Source organism: Pseudoalteromonas sp. ABV4_021 (assembly GCF_056159365.1).
Window position 1 is genome coordinate 832410 of record NZ_JBSWVB010000002.1, and the last position, 18798, is coordinate 851207.

General features: G+C 41.8%; 18 protein-coding genes. 12 read left to right on the top strand and 6 right to left on the bottom strand.

Annotated features, from left to right (window positions below; genetic code table 11):
* Positions 1-16 precede the first annotated feature (16 nt).
* The 8 genes from ACXAFE_RS17835 to ACXAFE_RS17870 all read left to right on the top strand — a co-directional run bounded on the left by ACXAFE_RS17835 (position 17) and on the right by ACXAFE_RS17870 (position 6773).
* Positions 17-3127 (top strand): efflux RND transporter permease subunit, encoded by a 3111-nt coding sequence (locus ACXAFE_RS17835; protein WP_475155785.1) that lies wholly within the window; start codon positions 17-19, stop codon positions 3125-3127.
* Between the two features lie 188 nt (positions 3128-3315).
* Positions 3316-3987 (top strand): hypothetical protein, encoded by a 672-nt coding sequence (locus tag ACXAFE_RS17840; protein WP_475155787.1) that lies wholly within the window; start codon positions 3316-3318, stop codon positions 3985-3987.
* A gap of 253 nt (positions 3988-4240) precedes the next feature.
* The gene (locus ACXAFE_RS17845; protein ID WP_157813532.1) at positions 4241-4381 is read left to right on the top strand and encodes a hypothetical protein; all 141 of its coding nucleotides are present in this window, start codon (positions 4241-4243) and stop codon (positions 4379-4381) included.
* Between the two features lie 25 nt (positions 4382-4406).
* The gene (locus tag ACXAFE_RS17850; protein WP_267884436.1) at positions 4407-4541 is read left to right on the top strand and encodes a hypothetical protein; all 135 of its coding nucleotides are present in this window, start codon (positions 4407-4409) and stop codon (positions 4539-4541) included.
* Positions 4542-5106: 565 nt separating this feature from the next.
* On the top strand, positions 5107-5967 hold the full coding sequence (locus tag ACXAFE_RS17855) for an IS982 family transposase (RefSeq protein ID WP_475151756.1): 861 nt from the start codon (positions 5107-5109) through the stop codon (positions 5965-5967).
* 38 nt (positions 5968-6005) lie between these two features.
* Positions 6006-6134: a hypothetical protein gene (locus ACXAFE_RS17860; RefSeq protein ID WP_267890941.1), complete on the top strand. Its 129-nt coding sequence runs from the start codon at positions 6006-6008 to the stop codon at positions 6132-6134.
* A gap of 338 nt (positions 6135-6472) precedes the next feature.
* Positions 6473-6613: a hypothetical protein gene (locus tag ACXAFE_RS17865; RefSeq protein WP_475155791.1), complete on the top strand. Its 141-nt coding sequence runs from the start codon at positions 6473-6475 to the stop codon at positions 6611-6613.
* A 25-nt stretch (positions 6614-6638) separates the two neighbouring features.
* Positions 6639-6773, top strand: a complete 135-nt coding sequence (locus ACXAFE_RS17870) for a hypothetical protein (RefSeq protein ID WP_267884436.1) — start codon at positions 6639-6641, stop codon at positions 6771-6773.
* A gap of 132 nt (positions 6774-6905) precedes the next feature.
* On the opposite strand, the gene katG (ACXAFE_RS17875) is transcribed toward ACXAFE_RS17870, so the two are convergent.
* Together katG (ACXAFE_RS17875) and ACXAFE_RS17880 are read right to left on the bottom strand one after the other, a co-directional pair.
* Complete coding sequence (katG, locus tag ACXAFE_RS17875; RefSeq protein ID WP_475155794.1) at positions 6906-9065, bottom strand: catalase/peroxidase HPI; 2160 nt, start codon at positions 9063-9065, stop codon at positions 6906-6908.
* Between the two features lie 360 nt (positions 9066-9425).
* The gene (locus tag ACXAFE_RS17880) at positions 9426-10334 is read right to left on the bottom strand and encodes a hydrogen peroxide-inducible genes activator (protein WP_475155797.1); all 909 of its coding nucleotides are present in this window, start codon (positions 10332-10334) and stop codon (positions 9426-9428) included.
* A gap of 330 nt (positions 10335-10664) precedes the next feature.
* Here ACXAFE_RS17880 and katG (ACXAFE_RS17885) point away from each other — a divergent pair, with 330 nt between their 5' ends.
* Positions 10665-12932, top strand: coding sequence for a catalase/peroxidase HPI (gene katG, locus ACXAFE_RS17885; RefSeq protein WP_475155801.1), 2268 nt, complete (start codon positions 10665-10667; stop codon positions 12930-12932).
* Between the two features lie 209 nt (positions 12933-13141).
* Here the strand turns inward: katG (ACXAFE_RS17885) and ACXAFE_RS17890 are convergent, their stop codons facing one another.
* The 3 genes from ACXAFE_RS17890 to ACXAFE_RS17900 all read right to left on the bottom strand — a co-directional run bounded on the left by ACXAFE_RS17890 (position 13142) and on the right by ACXAFE_RS17900 (position 15652).
* Positions 13142-13672: a CIA30 family protein gene (locus ACXAFE_RS17890; RefSeq protein WP_475155804.1), complete on the bottom strand. Its 531-nt coding sequence runs from the start codon at positions 13670-13672 to the stop codon at positions 13142-13144.
* A gap of 106 nt (positions 13673-13778) precedes the next feature.
* The gene (locus ACXAFE_RS17895) at positions 13779-14570 is read right to left on the bottom strand and encodes an amidohydrolase (protein WP_475155809.1); all 792 of its coding nucleotides are present in this window, start codon (positions 14568-14570) and stop codon (positions 13779-13781) included.
* A complete protein-coding gene (locus ACXAFE_RS17900; protein ID WP_475157773.1) occupies positions 14558-15652 on the bottom strand; it encodes a methionine aminotransferase in 1095 nt (364 codons plus the stop codon). The genes ACXAFE_RS17895 and ACXAFE_RS17900 overlap by 13 nt, the downstream gene beginning before the upstream one ends.
* Positions 15653-15806: 154 nt before the next feature.
* Here ACXAFE_RS17900 and ACXAFE_RS17905 point away from each other — a divergent pair, with 154 nt between their 5' ends.
* The 3 genes from ACXAFE_RS17905 to ACXAFE_RS17915 are packed head-to-tail and all read left to right on the top strand — an operon-like array spanning position 15807 to position 17643.
* A complete protein-coding gene (locus tag ACXAFE_RS17905) occupies positions 15807-16421 on the top strand; it encodes a methylthioribulose 1-phosphate dehydratase (RefSeq protein ID WP_475155813.1) in 615 nt (204 codons plus the stop codon).
* The gene (mtnC, locus tag ACXAFE_RS17910) at positions 16418-17104 is read left to right on the top strand and encodes an acireductone synthase (protein WP_475155816.1); all 687 of its coding nucleotides are present in this window, start codon (positions 16418-16420) and stop codon (positions 17102-17104) included. Before ACXAFE_RS17905 ends, mtnC begins: the two co-directional genes overlap by 4 nt.
* Positions 17101-17643 carry a 1,2-dihydroxy-3-keto-5-methylthiopentene dioxygenase gene (locus tag ACXAFE_RS17915; RefSeq protein WP_475155819.1) on the top strand — a complete coding sequence of 181 codons (543 nt, stop codon included), beginning with the start codon at positions 17101-17103 and terminating at the stop codon, positions 17641-17643. The genes mtnC and ACXAFE_RS17915 overlap by 4 nt, the downstream gene beginning before the upstream one ends.
* A gap of 47 nt (positions 17644-17690) precedes the next feature.
* On the opposite strand, the gene mtnA is transcribed toward ACXAFE_RS17915, so the two are convergent.
* Positions 17691-18713 carry an S-methyl-5-thioribose-1-phosphate isomerase gene (mtnA, locus tag ACXAFE_RS17920; protein WP_475155822.1) on the bottom strand — a complete coding sequence of 341 codons (1023 nt, stop codon included), beginning with the start codon at positions 18711-18713 and terminating at the stop codon, positions 17691-17693.
* Positions 18714-18798: the final 85 nt, after the last annotated feature.

Here is an 18798-nt window from a genome sequence, read left to right on the forward strand (position 1 = left end):
AAGTGAGTATTTACTTATGCTAGAGTCCATTTTAAAGTTCGCGATTGAGCGAAGTAAGTTAGTACTTGCAGTGGTAATGTTAGTTGCAGCACTGGGGGCTTGGCAGTTTACTAAACTGCCCATCGATGCCGTGCCCGACATTACCAATGTTCAGGTCGTTATCAATACCGAAGTGCCTGGTTACACCCCGCTGGAAGTAGAGCAGCGCGTTACTTACGTGCTTGAAACTGCGCTGGCTGGCGTGCCCAACTTAAGTTACACACGCTCTATTTCACGTTATGGTTTATCACAAGTGGTTGCTATATTCAGTGATGACACCGATATCTATTTTGCCCGCCAGTTAGTGAATGAGCGTTTGGTTTCGGCAAAATCTGAGCTGCCCTTTGGCGTAGAGCCAGAGCTTGGCCCGATTTCAACAGGGCTGGGTGAAATTTTTATGTTTACGGTTGATGCGATACCCGGTGCAACTAACCCCGATGGCAGCCCAATTTCGTCAACCGATTTACGCACCGTGCACGACTGGATCATTCGCCCGCAACTTGTGCAAGTGGAAGGCGTTGTTGAAGTAAACCCCATTGGCGGCTTTGAACGCGAAATTCAAATTGCCATAAAACCTGAAAAGCTGTTGGCATTTGGCCTGTCGCAACAAGATGTGATTAATGCCATTGGCAGTCATAACCAAAACCGTGGGGCGGGTTTTATTGAACGCGATGGTTCGCAGTGGCTAGTGCGTATTCCCGGTCAATTAAGCGATTTAGCCCAGCTTGAAAATGTGCCTGTATCAAATTTGCAAGGTGTGATTATTCGCATTAAAGATGTTGCCGATGTGATTGAAGGTAAAGAACTTCGCTCAGGTGCAGCCACACAAAATGGCCATGAAGTGGTGCTTAGTACCGTCTTTATGTTAATTGGTGAAAACAGTCAAAAAGTGGCAAAAGATGTCGGCGAACGCTTAACAGAAATAAGTAAAAGTTTACCGCAAGGGGTGGTGATTAACCCTGCGTACGATCGCACAAAACTGGTAAATAAAACCCTCGATACCGTTAAAACCAATTTGCTTGAAGGCGCACTGCTGGTCATTGTGATTTTGTTTTTATTACTCGGTAATTTTAGAGCAGCACTTATCACCGCGATGGTGATCCCAGTTGCCATGTTAATGACCATTACAGGAATGGTACAAAGCAAAGTAAGCGCTAACTTAATGAGTTTAGGTGCACTCGACTTTGGCCTATTGGTTGATGGTGCAATTATTATCGTAGAAAACTGTATTCGCCGCTTAAGCCAAGCTCAAAAAAGTCAAAACACAACGCAAACCTTGCCATTAAACGAGCGTTTGGCCTTAGTATTTGATGCCACCCGTGAAGTGATCCGCCCTGCCCTGTTTGGTGTGTTTATTATTACCGCCGTGTATTTACCGATTTTTGCCCTAACCGGCGTGGAAGGCAAAATGTTCCACCCGATGGCAATGACAGTCGTAATTGCCCTAGTGAGTGCCATGGTTTTATCAATTACGTTTGTGCCTGCATGTATTGCTCTGTTATTTAAAAAGCCAGTACAAGAAAAAGAAAATATCGTAATGAAGGCAAGCACTGCGCTTTATCAGCCAATCTTAACCTTTGTGTTAAAAATGCGTTGGATAGTTGTTGGCAGTGCTCTTGCTCTTATGACATTTGCTGGCGTTATGAGTACCAAACTCGGCAGTGAATTTGTGCCTAATTTAGATGAAGGTGACATTGCTATGCATGCCATGCGCATACCGGGAACCTCGCTTACTCAGTCGATTAAAATGCAAGAACTGTTAGAGCAAAAAATTGCTGAAAAAGCCGAAGTGTTAAGTGTATTTTCAAAGATTGGTACACCCGATGTCGCCACCGACCCTATGCCGCCTAGCGTTGCGGATGTCTTTATTATGCTAAAACCGCGTGCTGAATGGCCAAACCCAACTAAGCCAAAAACCCAACTGGTAGCAGAGCTTGAGCAACTAGTTGAAACCATTCCTGGCAATCGTTATGAGTTTTTGCAACCGATCCAAATGCGCTTTAACGAACTGCTCTCGGGTGTACGCTCTGAGCTGGCGATAAAGGTATTTGGTGATGATTTTGATACCCTTGCAATTGTTGGAAAGCGCATTGAAAGTGCGATTGAAAACGTTGCTGGCATTCGCGATGTGCAAGTGGAAAAAATTAAAGGCTTGCCCATTTTAACCATCAATCCAATTGATCACATGTTAACGCGATATGCCCTGACAAAATCTGAATTACAACAACAAATAGCTATTAGCATGGGCGGCGTGGACGTTGGTAAGTTTTATCAAGGCGATCGCCGTTTTGATATTGTCGTGCGTTTACCCGATGATAAGCGCCGTGATATCGATAACCTAAAACACCTACCGATTACCTTAGCCAATGGCGATTATGTGCCATTATCAGAAGTCGCGAGCATTGAAAAAGTAAACTCGGCAAATCAGGTTAACCGTGAAAATGGTAAACGCCGCATTGTGGTAACAGCCAATGTGCGTGGCCGCGATTTAGGTGGATTTGTTAAAGATGTGCAAATGGCTATTGAACAAAATGCAGATATTCCCGCAGGTTACTGGGTAGAATACGGCGGTACTTATCAAAAACTGCAATCAGCAACTAAGCGTTTAACCCTAGTTGTACCATTAACTTTAGCGATAATTGTGGCGCTGTTGTTAATCGCTCTTGGCTCATTTAAAGACTCAATGATTATCTTCAGCGGTGTGCCACTGGCACTCACCGGCGGTATTTTTGCACTATTCCTGCGTGATATTCCATTTTCAATTTCAGCCGCTGTGGGGTTTATTGCCCTGTCTGGTATTGCGATTTTAAATGGCTTAGTAATGGTATCGTTTATTCGTGAATTAAGAGCCAACCAAATTGGCTTAAATGACGCCATTATAACCGGGGCGCTAACACGATTACGCCCAGTACTTACCACCGCCCTTGTTGCCTCGCTTGGCTTTATTCCAATGGCTCTTAACACTGGCATTGGCTCAGAAGTGCAAAGACCGCTTGCGACTGTGGTTATTGGCGGGGTTATTTCATCCACCTTACTGACACTTTTTGTGTTGCCAGCACTTTATCGCATATTGCATAACAAGGACTGACTATAAGTATGCTATGCCCTCTATTGAGGGCATCTTTGCGCCTAGCCTGTAAACGTAAGAATCTGTAATAAATTTAAATACTTTCTTACATAAGACTAACGTGTTTATTGCCATCTTCACGCTTTTTAAACTAGCACTATGTTATTATCGCACTAGATTTTTTGGGGTAGACTGAAAGTAGGCATATTATGATTAGAAATTCAGGGAAGGTAGCATTTATTGTAAGTGCGCTGTGTTTTGGGACAATTGGCTGTAGTGATTCAATCACAGATGATTTAGACGATGCATTAACCCATGAAGCAGAGTTTTCGTTTATCAATGCAATGGATTACAGTGTCGACTTTTATTTGCAAAAACGCACCATCACCGCAGGTTCAAGCGGGCTATTTGATAGTAAAAACCGCGTGGCTGGTAATATACAAGTGAATGGTTATTCAAGCGAATATAACTATGACTTCCCAGCGGTAATGAACATTGTCAACATTGGTATGCGCTCAGCTATGAGCAGTCAAAATGAAGTAAAAATGCATACAACGTTAAGCGACGATGACGAACATTGGGTTATTGCTTGGCAAAATGGTGTTGAAAAACACATCACCTTACTTAAGAAAAAAGAGCGTGATAACGCCAACACTTTCAACGTACGCATTTTCGCTAATGGTGTTTACCCCGTTACGTTAAAAGGTAGCCAAGTAATGACCACTGAACGCGGCAAAGTATCTGACTTTTTAACTCTCGATAATTGCGCCCTTGATTTAACCATTAATGGCCGCGCCATCGATTTATGCACCGGCGACTTTGGTGAGTCTTACCTGCTGGTTGTAAATAGCGAAGGCAAGCAAGTTTTAGTCGAAGAATAACGACGCATATAGATAAGCGCTAAAAAAACCGATGCACCTGCATCGGTTTTTTCATTTGTACAACATTAAAGCGTGTTGCCTTTTACGGATTAGAATCAGCCACTCGCCAAATACATAATTCATTTATCCCGAAATAAAACCAAATATCACCGCGATTGACCAAACATCACAAAGCAAAAGAATCCTATGCTCAATTGCCTATTATTTATCTCAAGCAACACGCTTTACTCAAACTTAAATAGGAAATTGAACAATGAATACATCAAACGCAATCGACATTTTAATGGCAGCTGGTTTAACAACATTTGTAGTAGCTGGCCTTGTAACAGCAGGCATGACAACCGCAATTATGGCAGGTGCAGCAATTGGCGGCACATACATGTTAACTAAATAACTTTAAAACGACTCGGAGATAAAACATGAACAACGTATTTGATATTGTAATGACAGCAGCTTTAACCGCGTTTGTGGTAGTTGGTTTAGTAACCGCAGGTATGACAGCGGCGATTGTAACGGGTGTTGCTGTGGGTGGTAGTTACTTATTATTTAAGTAATTTAATCTAAGCCATAATAATTAAAAGATATTTGCCTATGACAAAAACCCAAATAATGTTCTATACCTTCAAAATGCAAACAAAATAGCCTTTCTATACAATTACATAGAAAGGCTATTTTGTTTGCTTCTTCCGAACGTTAAAGCGCAAGCTGATAAGTGAAACCATGTGAGATGATTCACTGCGCAATTGTTTTATCATTGTTAATTTAAATACACGGATGCGATTTCGTAAGGTGTCACGTTAACTAAACTGCGGACGGCCTGTTTTTAACCATAAAAGTTGTCTCACTTCCATAAAGCAAAACTTAACCTTCATTCGCTTTAAAACCCGATACAAAAAGTTGAAAAATCAGCATATGCTAGGTTACAAAATACACAAAATCGTGTACAAAATATTGATGATTTTTAGAACGTGTTGATCTTTACACTCTAATAAATACTAAAACACCTAACACTACATTTTTAATTTAAATAACCTGAGCTGCACATAAGAAGTGGAACTAAATGCCCTTGCGGTGATCAGATCTTTCGACCAAGAAACATAAGATTACCGAGGCAAGGGCATGAATAACTTAGATGCAATTTACGTAGATGTCGATGATTTTTGTTTATTGTTTGAACCTCAATGGCTTAAACACCTAATAGAATCAGGGGAAAAGCAACGCATTAAGCCATCTCGACTATCCTCCAGCGAAGTGATGACTATATTAATTGCCTTTCATCAATCAGGTTATCGCGACTTTAAAACTTACTACACCAAATTTGTTTGTCAGTATTGGCGACATTATTTTCCTGATTTAGTTAGTTATACACGCATGTTGAAGCTACTTCAGACTACGTTACCTGCTTTGTGTAGCTATCTGAAACAGCGATTCGATAAACCAACAGGCATTGCATTTATCGACTCCACTTCTCTCAAGGTGTGTCACAACATGCGCATTCCTCGCCACCAAGTTTTCGCGGGAGAAGCCAAACGAGGCAAAGGAACAATGGGCTGGTTTTATGGCTTTAAACTTCACCTCATCATGAATGATGAAGGTGGTTTATTAGCAGTAAAAGTGACAGCTGGGAATGTTGATGATAGGAAACCTGTACCAGATATGGTCGCTAATGTTACAGGGAGTTTATACGCTGATAAAGGTTATGTATCTGCAAACTTAAAAGCGGAACTTGCTGAGCAAGGCATTGATTTTATTACAGGTCAACGAAGTAATATGAAACGTCAGCCAATATCAACTTGGGATAGAGCGATGTTATCAAAGCGTTTCATCATTGAAACAGTTTTCGACCAGCTGAAAAATATGGCTCAAATAGACCACACAAGGCACCGCAGCTGCATCTCATTTATGGTTAATTTAATGGCTGGATTAATTGCCTATACCTTTCAGACTAAAAAGCCGAGTATAAAAGTGGCTCGGCTTTAATACTTATGCAGATCTGAGGTTAAATAGGGAATGTAACTATGAGCGATAAACTAGAAAAAACAGAAGAAAACAAAAAATCGACCTTAGTAAAAGCTACGTTAATAGGCTTTATTGTCGGTGTGGGGTTTATGCTAACAGCCGTGTTTGTAAACTTTGCAATGCGTTAATAAACAAAAAATATAAAAGCAGCCTAACGCCCCATAAATAACACATCACTGGCACTCACAACCTTCGTGGCTGACGAGTATGCTTGGATAAACCTAAAACTAACTACGTTTAGCGCAATTATAAAACGCAACAAGGTGCGTTAACGCACCTTTTTATTGTGACTTACCTTTTGCGCAGCATAGCAACTCTCCTTCAATTCAAAGTCATTCATCACTTAATAAAACCAAATATCACCGCGATTAGCCAAACATCACAAAGCAGCAGAATACCCATCTCAATCGCCTATTATTTAACTCAAGCAACACGCTTTACTCAAACTTAAATAGGAAATTGAAAAATGAATACATCAAACGCAATCGACATTTTAATGGCAGCTGGTTTAACAACATTTGTACTAGCAGGCCTTGTAACAGCAGGCATGACAACAGCAATTATGGCAGGTGCAGCAATCGGCGGCACATACATGTTAACTAAATAATTTAAAAGCTACTCGGAGATAAAAAATGAACAATGTATTTGATATTGTAATGACTGCTGCATTAACCGCATTTGTGGTAGTTGGTTTAGTAACCGCAGGTATGACAGCGGCGATTGTAACGGGTGTTGCTGTAGGTGGAAGCTACTTGTTATTTAAATAAAATGAAGTGAAAACAAAATTTAAGGAAACATGCCTATGGTAAAAACAAAAAAGTTAATTTATATCTTCAAAAAGCAATTAAAATAGCCTTTCTATTCAATTAAATAGAAAGGCTATTTTATTTGGTGAAATGCTAGCTTGCTAAATCAAAGCGATCCGCATTCATTACCTTAGTCCATGCCGCAACAAAGTCATCTACAAACTTTTGACCATTATCATCCTGTGCGTAAACTTCTGCATACGCACGCAAAATTGAGTTTGAACCAAACACTAAATCGACGCGCGTAGCTTGCCAAGCATCCTCTTTAGTCGCTCTATCACGCAACACGTATTGATTATCGCCTGTTGGCTGCCACTCATAACGCATGTCTGTGAGATTGACAAAAAAGTCGGTAGTAAGTTGCCCTACGCGATCGCTAAACACACCAGCTTGAGAACCACCATAATTACAGCCTAATACCCGTAAACCGCCCACCAATACCGTCATTTCTGGTGCTGTTAATCCGAGTAATTGAGCACGTTCCAGTAATAACTCTTCTGGGCTTGCTGCAAATTTTTGCTGTTGCCAATTTCTAAAACCGTCATGTAGGGGCTCTAAATAAGCAAACGAGTCTTCTTCGGTCAATTCTTGAGACGCATCACCACGGCCTTTGTTAAAGATTAGATTCGCTGTAAAACCGGCTGCACTTGCCGCCTGCTCAATTGCAACATTACCCGCAAGCACAATCACATCAGCAACGCTTACATTATGCTCATCTGAGATTGCTTGATACACGCTTAGTACCTTAGCAAGTTTTTCAGGCTCATTACCTTGCCAATCTTTAGCTGGCTGCAAGCAGATATGCGCGCCATTCGCACCGCCGCGTTTATCTGAGTGACGGAAAGTGCGCGCACTATCCCATGCAGTTGTCGCCATTTCAGCAATAGATAAACCGCTGGCTTTAATTGCCGTCTTAACCGCTTGCTCATCATAAGCCGTATTGCCAGCTGGAATTGGATCTTGCCATGTTAAGTCTTCTTTTGGCACATCAGGGCCGATATAACAAGCTTTTGGCCCCATATCACGGTGTGTTAATTTAAACCATGCACGTGCAAACACCTCAGAAAAATAAGCTGGGTCGTTATAGAATCGCTCTGAAATTTTGCGATATTCTGGGTCAACCTTCATAGCCATATCAGCATCGGTCATAATGGGATTATTGCGTTTGCCGTTGCCATCAACCGCGAGCGGCTTATCCTCTTCTTTAATCGCGACAGGTTCCCATTGCCATGCACCTGCAGGGCTCTTTTTAAGTTCCCACTCATGGTTAAGTAGTAATTCGAAATAGCCGTTATCCCACTGAGTAGGATTAGTTGTCCATGCGCCTTCAAGGCCACTGGTTATTGCATCTGCACCTAAGCCATTACCTTCTTGATGATTCCAACCAAGGCCTTGTTCGTTAATATCAGCTGCTTCTGGTTCAGGGCCAAGTTTCGCGGCATCACCATTACCATGACATTTACCTACGGTATGACCACCTGCGGTAAGCGCCACAGTTTCTTCGTCGTTCATTGCCATACGGGCGAAGGTTTCACGCACATCGTGGGCTGTTTTTTGTGGATCTGGCTTACCATCAACCCCTTCAGGGTTAACATAAATTAAGCCCATCATTACTGCGGCTAATGGGTTTTCTAAGTCGCGCTCACCTGAATAACGACTGTTGTCATTTTCTGATGGGGCAAGCCATTCTTTCTCAGCGCCCCAGAAGGTATCTTTTTCTGGGTGCCAAATGTCTTCGCGGCCAAAGGCAAAGCCATAGGTTTTAAGTCCCATCGACTCATATGCAATAGTGCCAGCATACGCAATTAAATCTGCCCAGCTTAACTTGTTACCGTACTTTTTCTTAATAGGCCAAAGTAAACGGCGCGCTTTGTCGAGGTTAGTATTATCTGGCCATGAATTAAGCGGTGAAAAGCGTAAATTACCCGTGCCTGCACCACCGCGGCCATCTGCAACGCGGTAACTGCCCGCGGCATGCCATGTCATACGGATCATTAAACCGCCATAGTGGCCCCAATCGGCCGGCCACCAATCTTGGCTGTCAGTCATAAGTGCGGTTAAATCGGCTTTCAGCGCAGCGAAATCAAGCTGCTTTAGTTGCTCGCGGTAATCGTAGTCGCTACCGAGCGGGTTAGTTTTTGAATCGTGTTGATGCAAAATATCGAGATTGAGGGTATTAGGCCACCAATCTGTGTTCGATTTTCCAGTTTGCGTAATACTTCCTGATGTAAATGGGCATTTACTTGATGACATCGCGCATCTCCTTTGTTTGTCTGACGGGTTCATTGAGACGACATTTTTCATTAAAATGGTTAACAAGCAGCGTTTTTTTCACGCTTAAAAGAAACCGTGTGCCAATTGCCTATGTGGAAATAATGCTAGGCAAGAATGCAGGGGAAGCATTCTTAATTGAGATAACCGAACCACTCATACCTCAATTAAACGCATCAAAATTGCTTTATTTTGCTCGTTAAAATCAGTTAACAATTCATGTCGGTGAACGTAAAAATATTTATACGCTCAATTAGTTATACAGGATCACATGCTGTTTTGCAGTGCCAAGGTCAAAAAAACATCAAAATTCATGATCTGGCAAATACTTAAATTAAGGCGTTAACCCGCATAACATTTGTCTTTTAATTCATTTTCAAAAAGCTGCTGTAGCAACACAATATCATTGGTTCTTACATAATTAGGCCTAACCACAAGCGCTATGGTGCGATGCGGACCAGGCTCATTTAAATGTACCGCAGCAAGCTCACCTTCATTTTTGACGAGTTGGTCAAGTGCCATCTGTGGTACTAAGGTTGTGCCTAATTTACCGGCAACCATTTGAATTAATGTGTGTAAACTGGTTGAGTCTAGTTGATTGTCGTTGTTGGTGTTTTCTAATTTACATGCCGCTAGTGCATGCTCTTTTAAGCAATGGCCATCTTTTAGCAACATTAATTTGTCGAGATCAAACTCATTGGTGGTAATTTCACGCAAATTTAGTGAACACTCGTCTTTATGACTCACCCAGTAAAAGTCTTCTTGCCAAAAATTAAATGCCATTAAACCGTCAATATCGTATGGCAAGGCTAAAATTGCAGCATCAAGCTCACCTTCGCGCAGTTTTTCAACCAATACATGTGATTGGTCTTCAACGATTTTCAACTTAAAGTCGCTGTATTCAGTGCGCACTTTCGGCAATACCTTTGGCAGTAAAAAAGGGCCTATTGTCGGTATTACACCAATCGTCATCGGGCTTGCTAGCGGCGCTTTATTGGACTTTGCCAGCAACGTCAGTTCATCTACTTCAAGTTTAATGCGCTTGGCTTTTTCAAGAATTAACTTGCCTTCGTCAGTAATAAACACATGTTTATTGTTACGTTCAAAAATAGTCACACCTAATTGTTTTTCTAGCTCATGTACCGCGGTACTAAGCGTTGATTGCGATACGTGGCAATTATCTGCGGCCTTTTTAAAATGAAGCGTCTTTTCAACGGCTAAGGCGTAATGAAGCTGTTTTAGTGAAATCATTATAGTTCTTATAAATCGAATGCTTTTTTAATAATAATCAATTTATACGAAATAACCATATCACTCACTCAGGCGTTTCTTTCACTCAATACCAAATGAAAACAAAAGGCACTACGAATCAATAACTTAAACTATTGTTCAAAAATACCGATGGTGACTATGTGTTTTTTTGATTAGCGTTTTCAAAGCCAATATGGCAGGAAAAATGTCTACATAACAACAATCTAAAAAAGCGAATATCAACTTAGTTATTATCAAATTTAGTTATTTAAATTCCCTTCTATACTTTGCTGCGTTAATACACCCATAAATCATAAGGGGAATTCAAAAATGAAATCCGTTCAGATATTAAAATATACTTCTATTGCCGCTGTAGTAGCACTATCTTTAAGCGCAACATCTGCATTTGCTAAAGACACGATGAGCAAGCCCAAAGGCGCGATTGGTATGGGCAAAGTAATGCCTAATCAAGCGAAATCGAACCTATTTTGGTGGCCAAATCAACTCGATTTAACACCACTTCGCGATCACGATGTGCGCTCAAACCCATTAGGTGAAGACTTTAATTATAAAAAAGCGTTTACACAGCTTGATATGGATGCGCTAAAAAAAGACATCGATTTTGTGCTTACTGACTCACAAGAATGGTGGCCTGCCGATTGGGGTAACTATGGCCCATTTTTTATTCGTATGACGTGGCATGCCGCAGGCACTTACCGCACGCTTGATGGTCGTGGTGGCGCGGGCGGTGGTCAACAACGCTTTAACCCATTAAATAGCTGGCCAGATAACGGTAACCTAGATAAAGCACGTCGCTTACTGTGGCCAGTTAAACAAAAATATGGTGAGCTTATCTCTTGGGGCGACTTAATTGTACTTGCGGGTAATGTAGCTTTAGAAAATATGGGCTTTAAAACGTACGGCTTTGCAGCCGGACGTGATGATGACTGGGAACCGGATATGGTGTACTGGGGACCAGAAGTTGAAATGTTAGCAAGCGATCGTCGCGATAGCGATGGCAAATTAAAGCGCCCACTTGCAGCAGTTCATATGGGCTTAATTTACGTAAACCCTGAAGGCCCAGGTGGCGTTCCCGATCCACTTGGCTCAGCCAAAAATATTCGCGAATCATTTGCTCGTATGGCAATGAACGACGAAGAAACGCTTGCACTTATCGCAGGTGGCCACACCTTTGGTAAAATGCACGGCGCTCACAAAGCGAATAAGTGTTTAGAGAAAGAACCGGGTGCAGCGCCAATTGAGCAACAAGGTTTTGGCTGGAAAAACAAATGCGGTAAAGGCCATTCAGAAGACACAGTTACCAGTGGATTAGAAGGTGCGTGGACACAAGCACCAACCAAATGGACATCACTATACCTATCAAACTTACTTAATTTTGAGTGGAAACAATCACGTAGTCCTGCTGGTGCGATTATTTGGGTACCTACCGATGAGTCGTTACATCAATCAGTTCCGGATGCGCACGTTAAGGGCAAGTACAATCCACCTGTGATGAATACGGCAGATTTGGCGTTAAAATTTGACCCAGAATACCGCAAAATTGCAGAGCGCTTCTTGGCAGATCCTGAAGAATACCGCCTTGCATTTGCCAAAGCATGGTTTAAATTAACGCACCGCGATATGGGTCCACTTGATAATTACTTAGGTGACGAATATCCAAAACAAGCACATATTTGGCAAGATCCTATCGACAAGCCAGATTACAAGCTAGTAAGTGATAAAGACGTTAAAAAGCTAAAAGCGCAAATTTTAGATTCAGGTCTTTCAGTATCTGAACTCGTCGCAACAGCATGGGCGTCAGCATCAAGCTACCGTGATTCTGATATGCGCGGTGGTGCAAACGGTGCACGTATCGCGCTGGCGCCGCAAAAAGATTGGCAAGTAAATAATCCAGCACAAACTGCAAAGGTCATTGCCAAACTTACTGAAATTAAAGATGAATTTAATGACCGAACTTTTGGTCGCAGCAAAATTTCACTTGCTGATATGATAGTACTCGGCGGTGCAGCTGCAGTTGAAAAAGCAGCTAAAAATGCAGGAGTTAAAGTAAGCGTACCATTTGTTGCAGGACGCGGTGATGCAACCCAAGCACAAACAGATGTAAACTCATTTTCGCTACTAAAACCAAGTGCTGACGGTTTTAGAAACTACTATGAAAAAGGTTATTACAAATCACCAACCGACGCCTTGGTAGATAAAGCAGATCAGCTCGCTCTAACTGTGCCTGAAATGACGGTATTAGTTGGCGGTTTGCGTGTGCTAAATACCAATACAGACGGCTCAACCAACGGCGTATTTACAGACAAAAAAGATACACTAAACAATGACTTTTTTGTCAACTTGCTTGATATGTCTACTCAGTGGCAAAAAGCAGGCGATGTGTACCAAGGTAAAGACCGTAAAACTGGCGCTGTTAAATACACAGCAACACCAGTTGATTTAATCTTTGGTTCTTCATCTGAGCTACGTGCTGTTGCTGAAGTATATGCTTTTGATAATTCAAAAGAGCGTTTTGTAAACGACTTTGTTAAAGCATGGACTAAAGTGATGCAACTTGACCGTTTTGATATTAAGTAACGAGTGAAGCTACAATCAAACAAAGGCGCATTTAGCGCCTTTTTTATAGCCAAAAAAAAGCCCACAAAAGGTTGTGGGCAAATGGTGTACTTGTGTAAAACAACTACTTGGGAAAACTAACTTTGAACAAATTCTAAAAAACAATTCGTTGAAGTTGTGTTTAGTATGCCAATAGTAAACTTAACCTAAAATTAACGGCTCTGCGAGAACTACACTTTTTGTAATAGCGCGATGTGCTTTACCTGCAAATTAAAATTGCCTGCTTGTTTATTACTAATCATAAAACCAAGCGAGCGTACATCACCAAAACGAAGTTGATAATCCGACTCAAATTGCCTGCCGCGAAACATTAAAACAAAGTCTTGTTCAGATAAATTAAAAGTATGTTCTTTACCTGCTTCAGTTTTAAAATGATACACAAACGCAGGGCCGTCGTAATAACCATCCACCCGAAGACGCAGCTGGTATTGTTTGCCATCACCTACAACCTTAAAGCTAAGTGTATCAATATTGGTATTCTCAAATGAAATAGGCGCTCTAAATGATGCAAAACCACCATTATTGGCAAGTGACACATCACCCGTAAAGGTTAAGTTATTATCACCAACAATAACTCGGCTATTTGAAACGCCTCCCATCACCGAGTCGTTTATCACCATCCATTCAAGTTGGTTGAGATTGATATTAGCGTGAGCGTTTGCTGCTATAAGCAACAACCCCGTTGCAAGAGACGATTTCATTGAACACCTAAGCTGTTTTAAGGGTAAGTAGTAATACGCTTAAAACAGCTTTTAGGTTTAGTACAACAAACATTAGCTAGCGAATTGTTACCAAGCTAATATTCGCCTAATGAATATTAGCCAGGGTAAATTGGTCCGCATCAAGATGGACTGGAAACTTTTCTTTAAATTCAATTAATTCTGATTTCGTCAGTTCAACTGTAATTATTTGCGCTTGGTTATCCTCGGCGGCAACTAATGTGTCACCCGAAAAATCATAGGCAGCCGTACCGCCATTATGTGCAACACCATTGCCATCATCACCGACGCGATTAACAGCGAGTACGTAACATTGATTTTCAATTGCCCTCGCCTGCAATAAGGTATCCCAAATACGGCGACGTGCCGCAGGCCAGTTTGCCACATTAACCATAACATCGTAATCGTTGCGACTACGCTGAAATACCGGAAAACGTAAGTCGTAGCACACCTGAGGTAACAACCTAAAACCATTTATTGTAATGATTTTGCGCTCAACACCTGCATTTACAAAATCGCCTTCGTTACCTAAACAAAATAGATGGCGTTTATCGTAAAATTCCACCATGCCATTTGGCCAGCACCAGTAAAAGCGATTCGCTTTTTTGCCTTGCTTATTTACTAGCACCGAGCCCGCCACTACCGCATTTAAGCCTTTTGCTTGTGCCAACATCCAATTTAAAATTGGTCCTTGCTTTGGCTCAGCCACATCTAAATTAATGGCAAAACCTGTAGCAAAAGTTTCAGGTAACAAAATTAAATCAACCGAATCTAGATTACTCAGCTGTTCGCTTAAGCTATTTAAATTTTTATTAACGTCTAGCCATGCAATATCACTTTGCACTAAGGCGACTTTTAAGCTGTTATTTATAGCTGACATAACTTCTCCGCAGCAGCGATTAGAGTGGCATCTTCCTTAGCAAAACATAAACGAATAACGCGATCGCCAGGGGCATTTTCATAAAACACGCTAAGCGGAATAGCAGCAACACCAACTTCTTTTACTAAATACTCGCAAAATGCCACATCATCTAATTCTGAGATGGCGGAATAATCAAGCAATAAAAAATAGGTACCTTCACTTGGTAACAGTGTAAAACGGCTACTTGCTAGTGCATGAGTTAACACATCGCGCTTATGCTGATAAAACGCGCTTAATTCGTCAACATGGTTTGGCTCTTCTTTAAGCATATCGGCTAATGCCAGCTGCGCGGGGGTAAAGCTAGAAAACGTCACATACTGGTGAATTTTACGAAACTCTACCATCAGCTTTTCAGGCGCTACACAGTAACCCATTTTCCACCCCGTGCAGTGGAAGGTTTTACCAAAACTAGACACCACAAAACTGCGGGCAAACAATGCGTCATCGCCAAGCGCGCTTAAATGTTTAGCACCATCAAAGCAAATATGCTCATACACTTCATCGCTGATGAGGTACAAATCATGCTGTTCAAGCAGTAGCTTTATCGCATTTATGTCTTTCCGTTTTAGCGTTTTAGTACTTGGGTTATGTGGCGAATTAATAATAATCGCTTTGGTTTTATCGGTAATTGCGCCCGCGACCTGCTGCCAATCTATTTGATAATTGGGGGCTGTTAATGCGATATGAACCGCTTTACCACCAGCAAGTTCAATCGCTGGCTGGTAAGAATCATAGGCAGGATCAAATACAATCACTTCATCATCTGGGCTTACAAGTGCTTGAATTGCGACGTAAAGCGCCTCTGTTGCACCTGATGTAACGGTTACCGATGCCTCTGGTGAAATAGTTAATGCGTATTTTCGCAGCACCAAATCCGCTATTTGTCGTTGTAATGCGGGTACACCACTTGATGGCGAATATTGGTTAAATCCTTGTGCGCTGTAAAAATTAAGTTTGTTTTTAAGCGCTTCTGGCGTGTCAAACTCTGGAAAACCTTGCGATAAATTAAGCGCTTGGTGCTCATTTGCCAATGCGGTCATTTGCGAAAATATACTGACGCCTAAATTTGGTAATTTACTTTGCACACGATACCTCTAATCTTGATGGTGCTTTAACAAAAGCGATGCTATCATTGCCCAAAACGGATGTATAGCCGTCTAAATGTTTTTAGTTTTTATTTTCGAGTAACCTATTATGCATAATGATGCCGCAAAAAGTGCATTGATTGAAGCGGGTCGTTGGGTCAGCAATAAAGGCTGGGTACCAGCAACTGGTGGTAATTTTTCAATTAAAACAGACACAGGTTTTGTTGTCACCGCAAGTGGCCATGATAAAGGATACCTTGCCCCTGAACACTTTTTAGAGCTAGATCATCAAGGCGCAATTTGTAAAGGCCAAGGAAAGCCATCTGCCGAAACAGCACTTCATTTAAAATTGTACCAACTTCAGCCAAGCACAGAATGTGTATTACATACCCACTCAGTTGCCGCCACTGTGTTATCGCGTTTTATAAAAGGTGATACCTTGGCAATTCACGGCTATGAAATGCAAAAATCATTACGCGGCATCACCAGTCACGAAAGTACACTTACGATTGCCATTTTTGATAATGACCAAGATATTGACCGCTTGGCAGAACTTGTTGCAAAACGCCACGCGCAAGAGCCAATTGTTCACGGTGTGCTTATTCGCGGTCATGGTTTATATGCTATGGGCAACTCTGTGGCTGAAACACGTCGCCACATTGAAGGGTTGGAGTTTTTATTCGCATGCGAGCTTGAGCGCATTAAGTTGGAGTCATCACTATGATTAAAGCCATCATTACCGACATTGAAGGCACAATTACCCGCATTTCATTTGTAAAAGATATTTTGTTTCCGTATGCGGCAAAACATATTGCTGCATTTGTTGAAGAAAACCAAAACGATGCCACTGTAAGCGCGCAAATTGACGCAGTAAAAGCTGAACTTGCCAAGCCAGACGCCTGTCTTACTGAGGTCATAGATGCGCTGAAACATTGGATTGCAACGGATCAAAAAATTACACCACTTAAACAATTGCAAGGCCTGATTTGGCAAACGGGTTATCAACAAGGTGATTTCACAGGCCATATTTATCCAGATGCCTATGACTTTTTAAACCAGCAAAAAGACGCGGGCACTGTCCTTTTTGTTTATTCGTCTGGCTCGGTAAAAGCACAGTATTTGTTGTTTGAACATTCTGACTATGGTGATATTCGCCCACTGTTCAGCGATTATTTTGATACCCATGTTGGCGCTAAAAAAGACGCAAGTTCATACACCAATATTCTTGAAAAGATTGGTTTTTCTGGCTCTGAGGTGTTGTTTTTAAGCGACATCGTGGCAGAACTTGATGCTGCTAAAAGTGCGGGCATGCACACCCTGCAGTTATGGCGTGATAACCAAGAAAAAAGCGACCAACACCCCGCAATTGACGATTTTAACCAATTTGATGAAGCATTATTTGTATGAGCAAACTCACTATTTACCGTCACGACGATGCAGCCAAGGCGCTGCTACAGAGCAAAAACGTTACTGAAATTCAGCAACAACTTAATCAAGTAGGTGTGGTATTTGAGAACTGGCAAGCAGCATTTGAAATTAACGCAAGCCACAGTTCTGATGATATTTTAAACGCCTATGACGCCGATATTAAACGTGTGCAACACGACGGCGGCTACCAAACGGTGGATGTTATTTCGCTTGCTAAAGGTAATCCAGCGGCAGCTGAATTAAGACAGAAGTTTTTATTTGAGCATACCCATAGCGAAGACGAAGTACGCTTTTTTGTTAAAGGCCAAGGCTTATTCTGCCTGCATCTAGACGACAAAGTGTATCAAGTGCTTTGCCAACAAGGTGATTTAATTTCAGTGCCAGCCAACACCAAGCATTGGTTTGATATGGGCAGCGATCCTGAATTTACCGCAATTCGTTTTTTCAATAACGAAGCGGGTTGGGTGGCACAAAGCACCGAAAGCCCAATTGCGGGTCAGTTTCCAATATTAGATTAAACAACAAGAGCACCGAATGGTGCTCTTTTTATATTTAATAAGGCTTATTAAAGCTCTTTTAACGCACCGCCTTTCACTTGCTGTAAATTGTAAACGCCGGTATCAAGCACCCAACCAGTTACGAGCTTTGCTGGCGTTACATCAAAGGCAGGGTTAAACACCTTGGCATTGTTTGGTGCCCATTGGCACTCACCAAAGCTACCACTGACACCTTTTACTTCAGCATCAGCACGCTCTTCAATAGGGATATGTTGACCACTTTCACAGTCAATATCTAAGGTAGTGATTGGCGCAACCACATAAAACTCAACATTATGAAAATGTGCCAGCACGGCTAAATTATAGGTACCGACTTTATTGGCGAAATCACCGTTAGCTGCAATGCGATCTGCACCCACAAAAATCTTATCGACTTTACCCGAGGCCATTAAACTTGCGGCCATATTGTCACAAATTAGGGTGTACGGAATTTGCCAACTTTCAAGCTCAAATGCCGTTAAACGGCCACCTTGCAGTAATGGGCGTGTTTCATCCACCCAAACATGAATATCACCGTATTTTTGATGGGCGTGGTGGATAACCCCCAGCGCCGTACCCACTCCTGCTGTTGCCAACGCACCCGTATTGCAGTGAGTTAAAATATTATCGCCCGGTTTTACCAGTGCTGCACCTCGGCTTGCCATGGATTCACACAGCGTAACATCTTCATTAAATAGCTGCTCGGCAGTAGCTACCAATGCATCAACAAAATTATCTTGAGCTAATGCTTGGCGCATACGCTTCATGCAATGCATTAAATTAACCGCAGTTGGACGGGTTGCTTCTAAGTCATTAATGGCTTCAGCAAGTTTATTTTGCGATACACCTTGCTCCGCTAAATGAGCAACTAATAGGGTTGCGGCTAAACCAATTAACGGCGCCCCACGCACTTTTAACGTCAAAATCAATTCTTGCATCTCAGCCACACTGTTACACACATGCCAATGCTGCTGATGTGGTAAAAGGTATTGATCTAAAACGAATAACTGTCCGCCTTGATATTTAAGACTGCGCGCGAGCAAATTTTGCATGCTGTGAAACTCCAAACTATTAACGCGTTCATTTTACACCAAGACTCAAAGAAGTATAGACATCTAAACATTCATCAGTATAGAA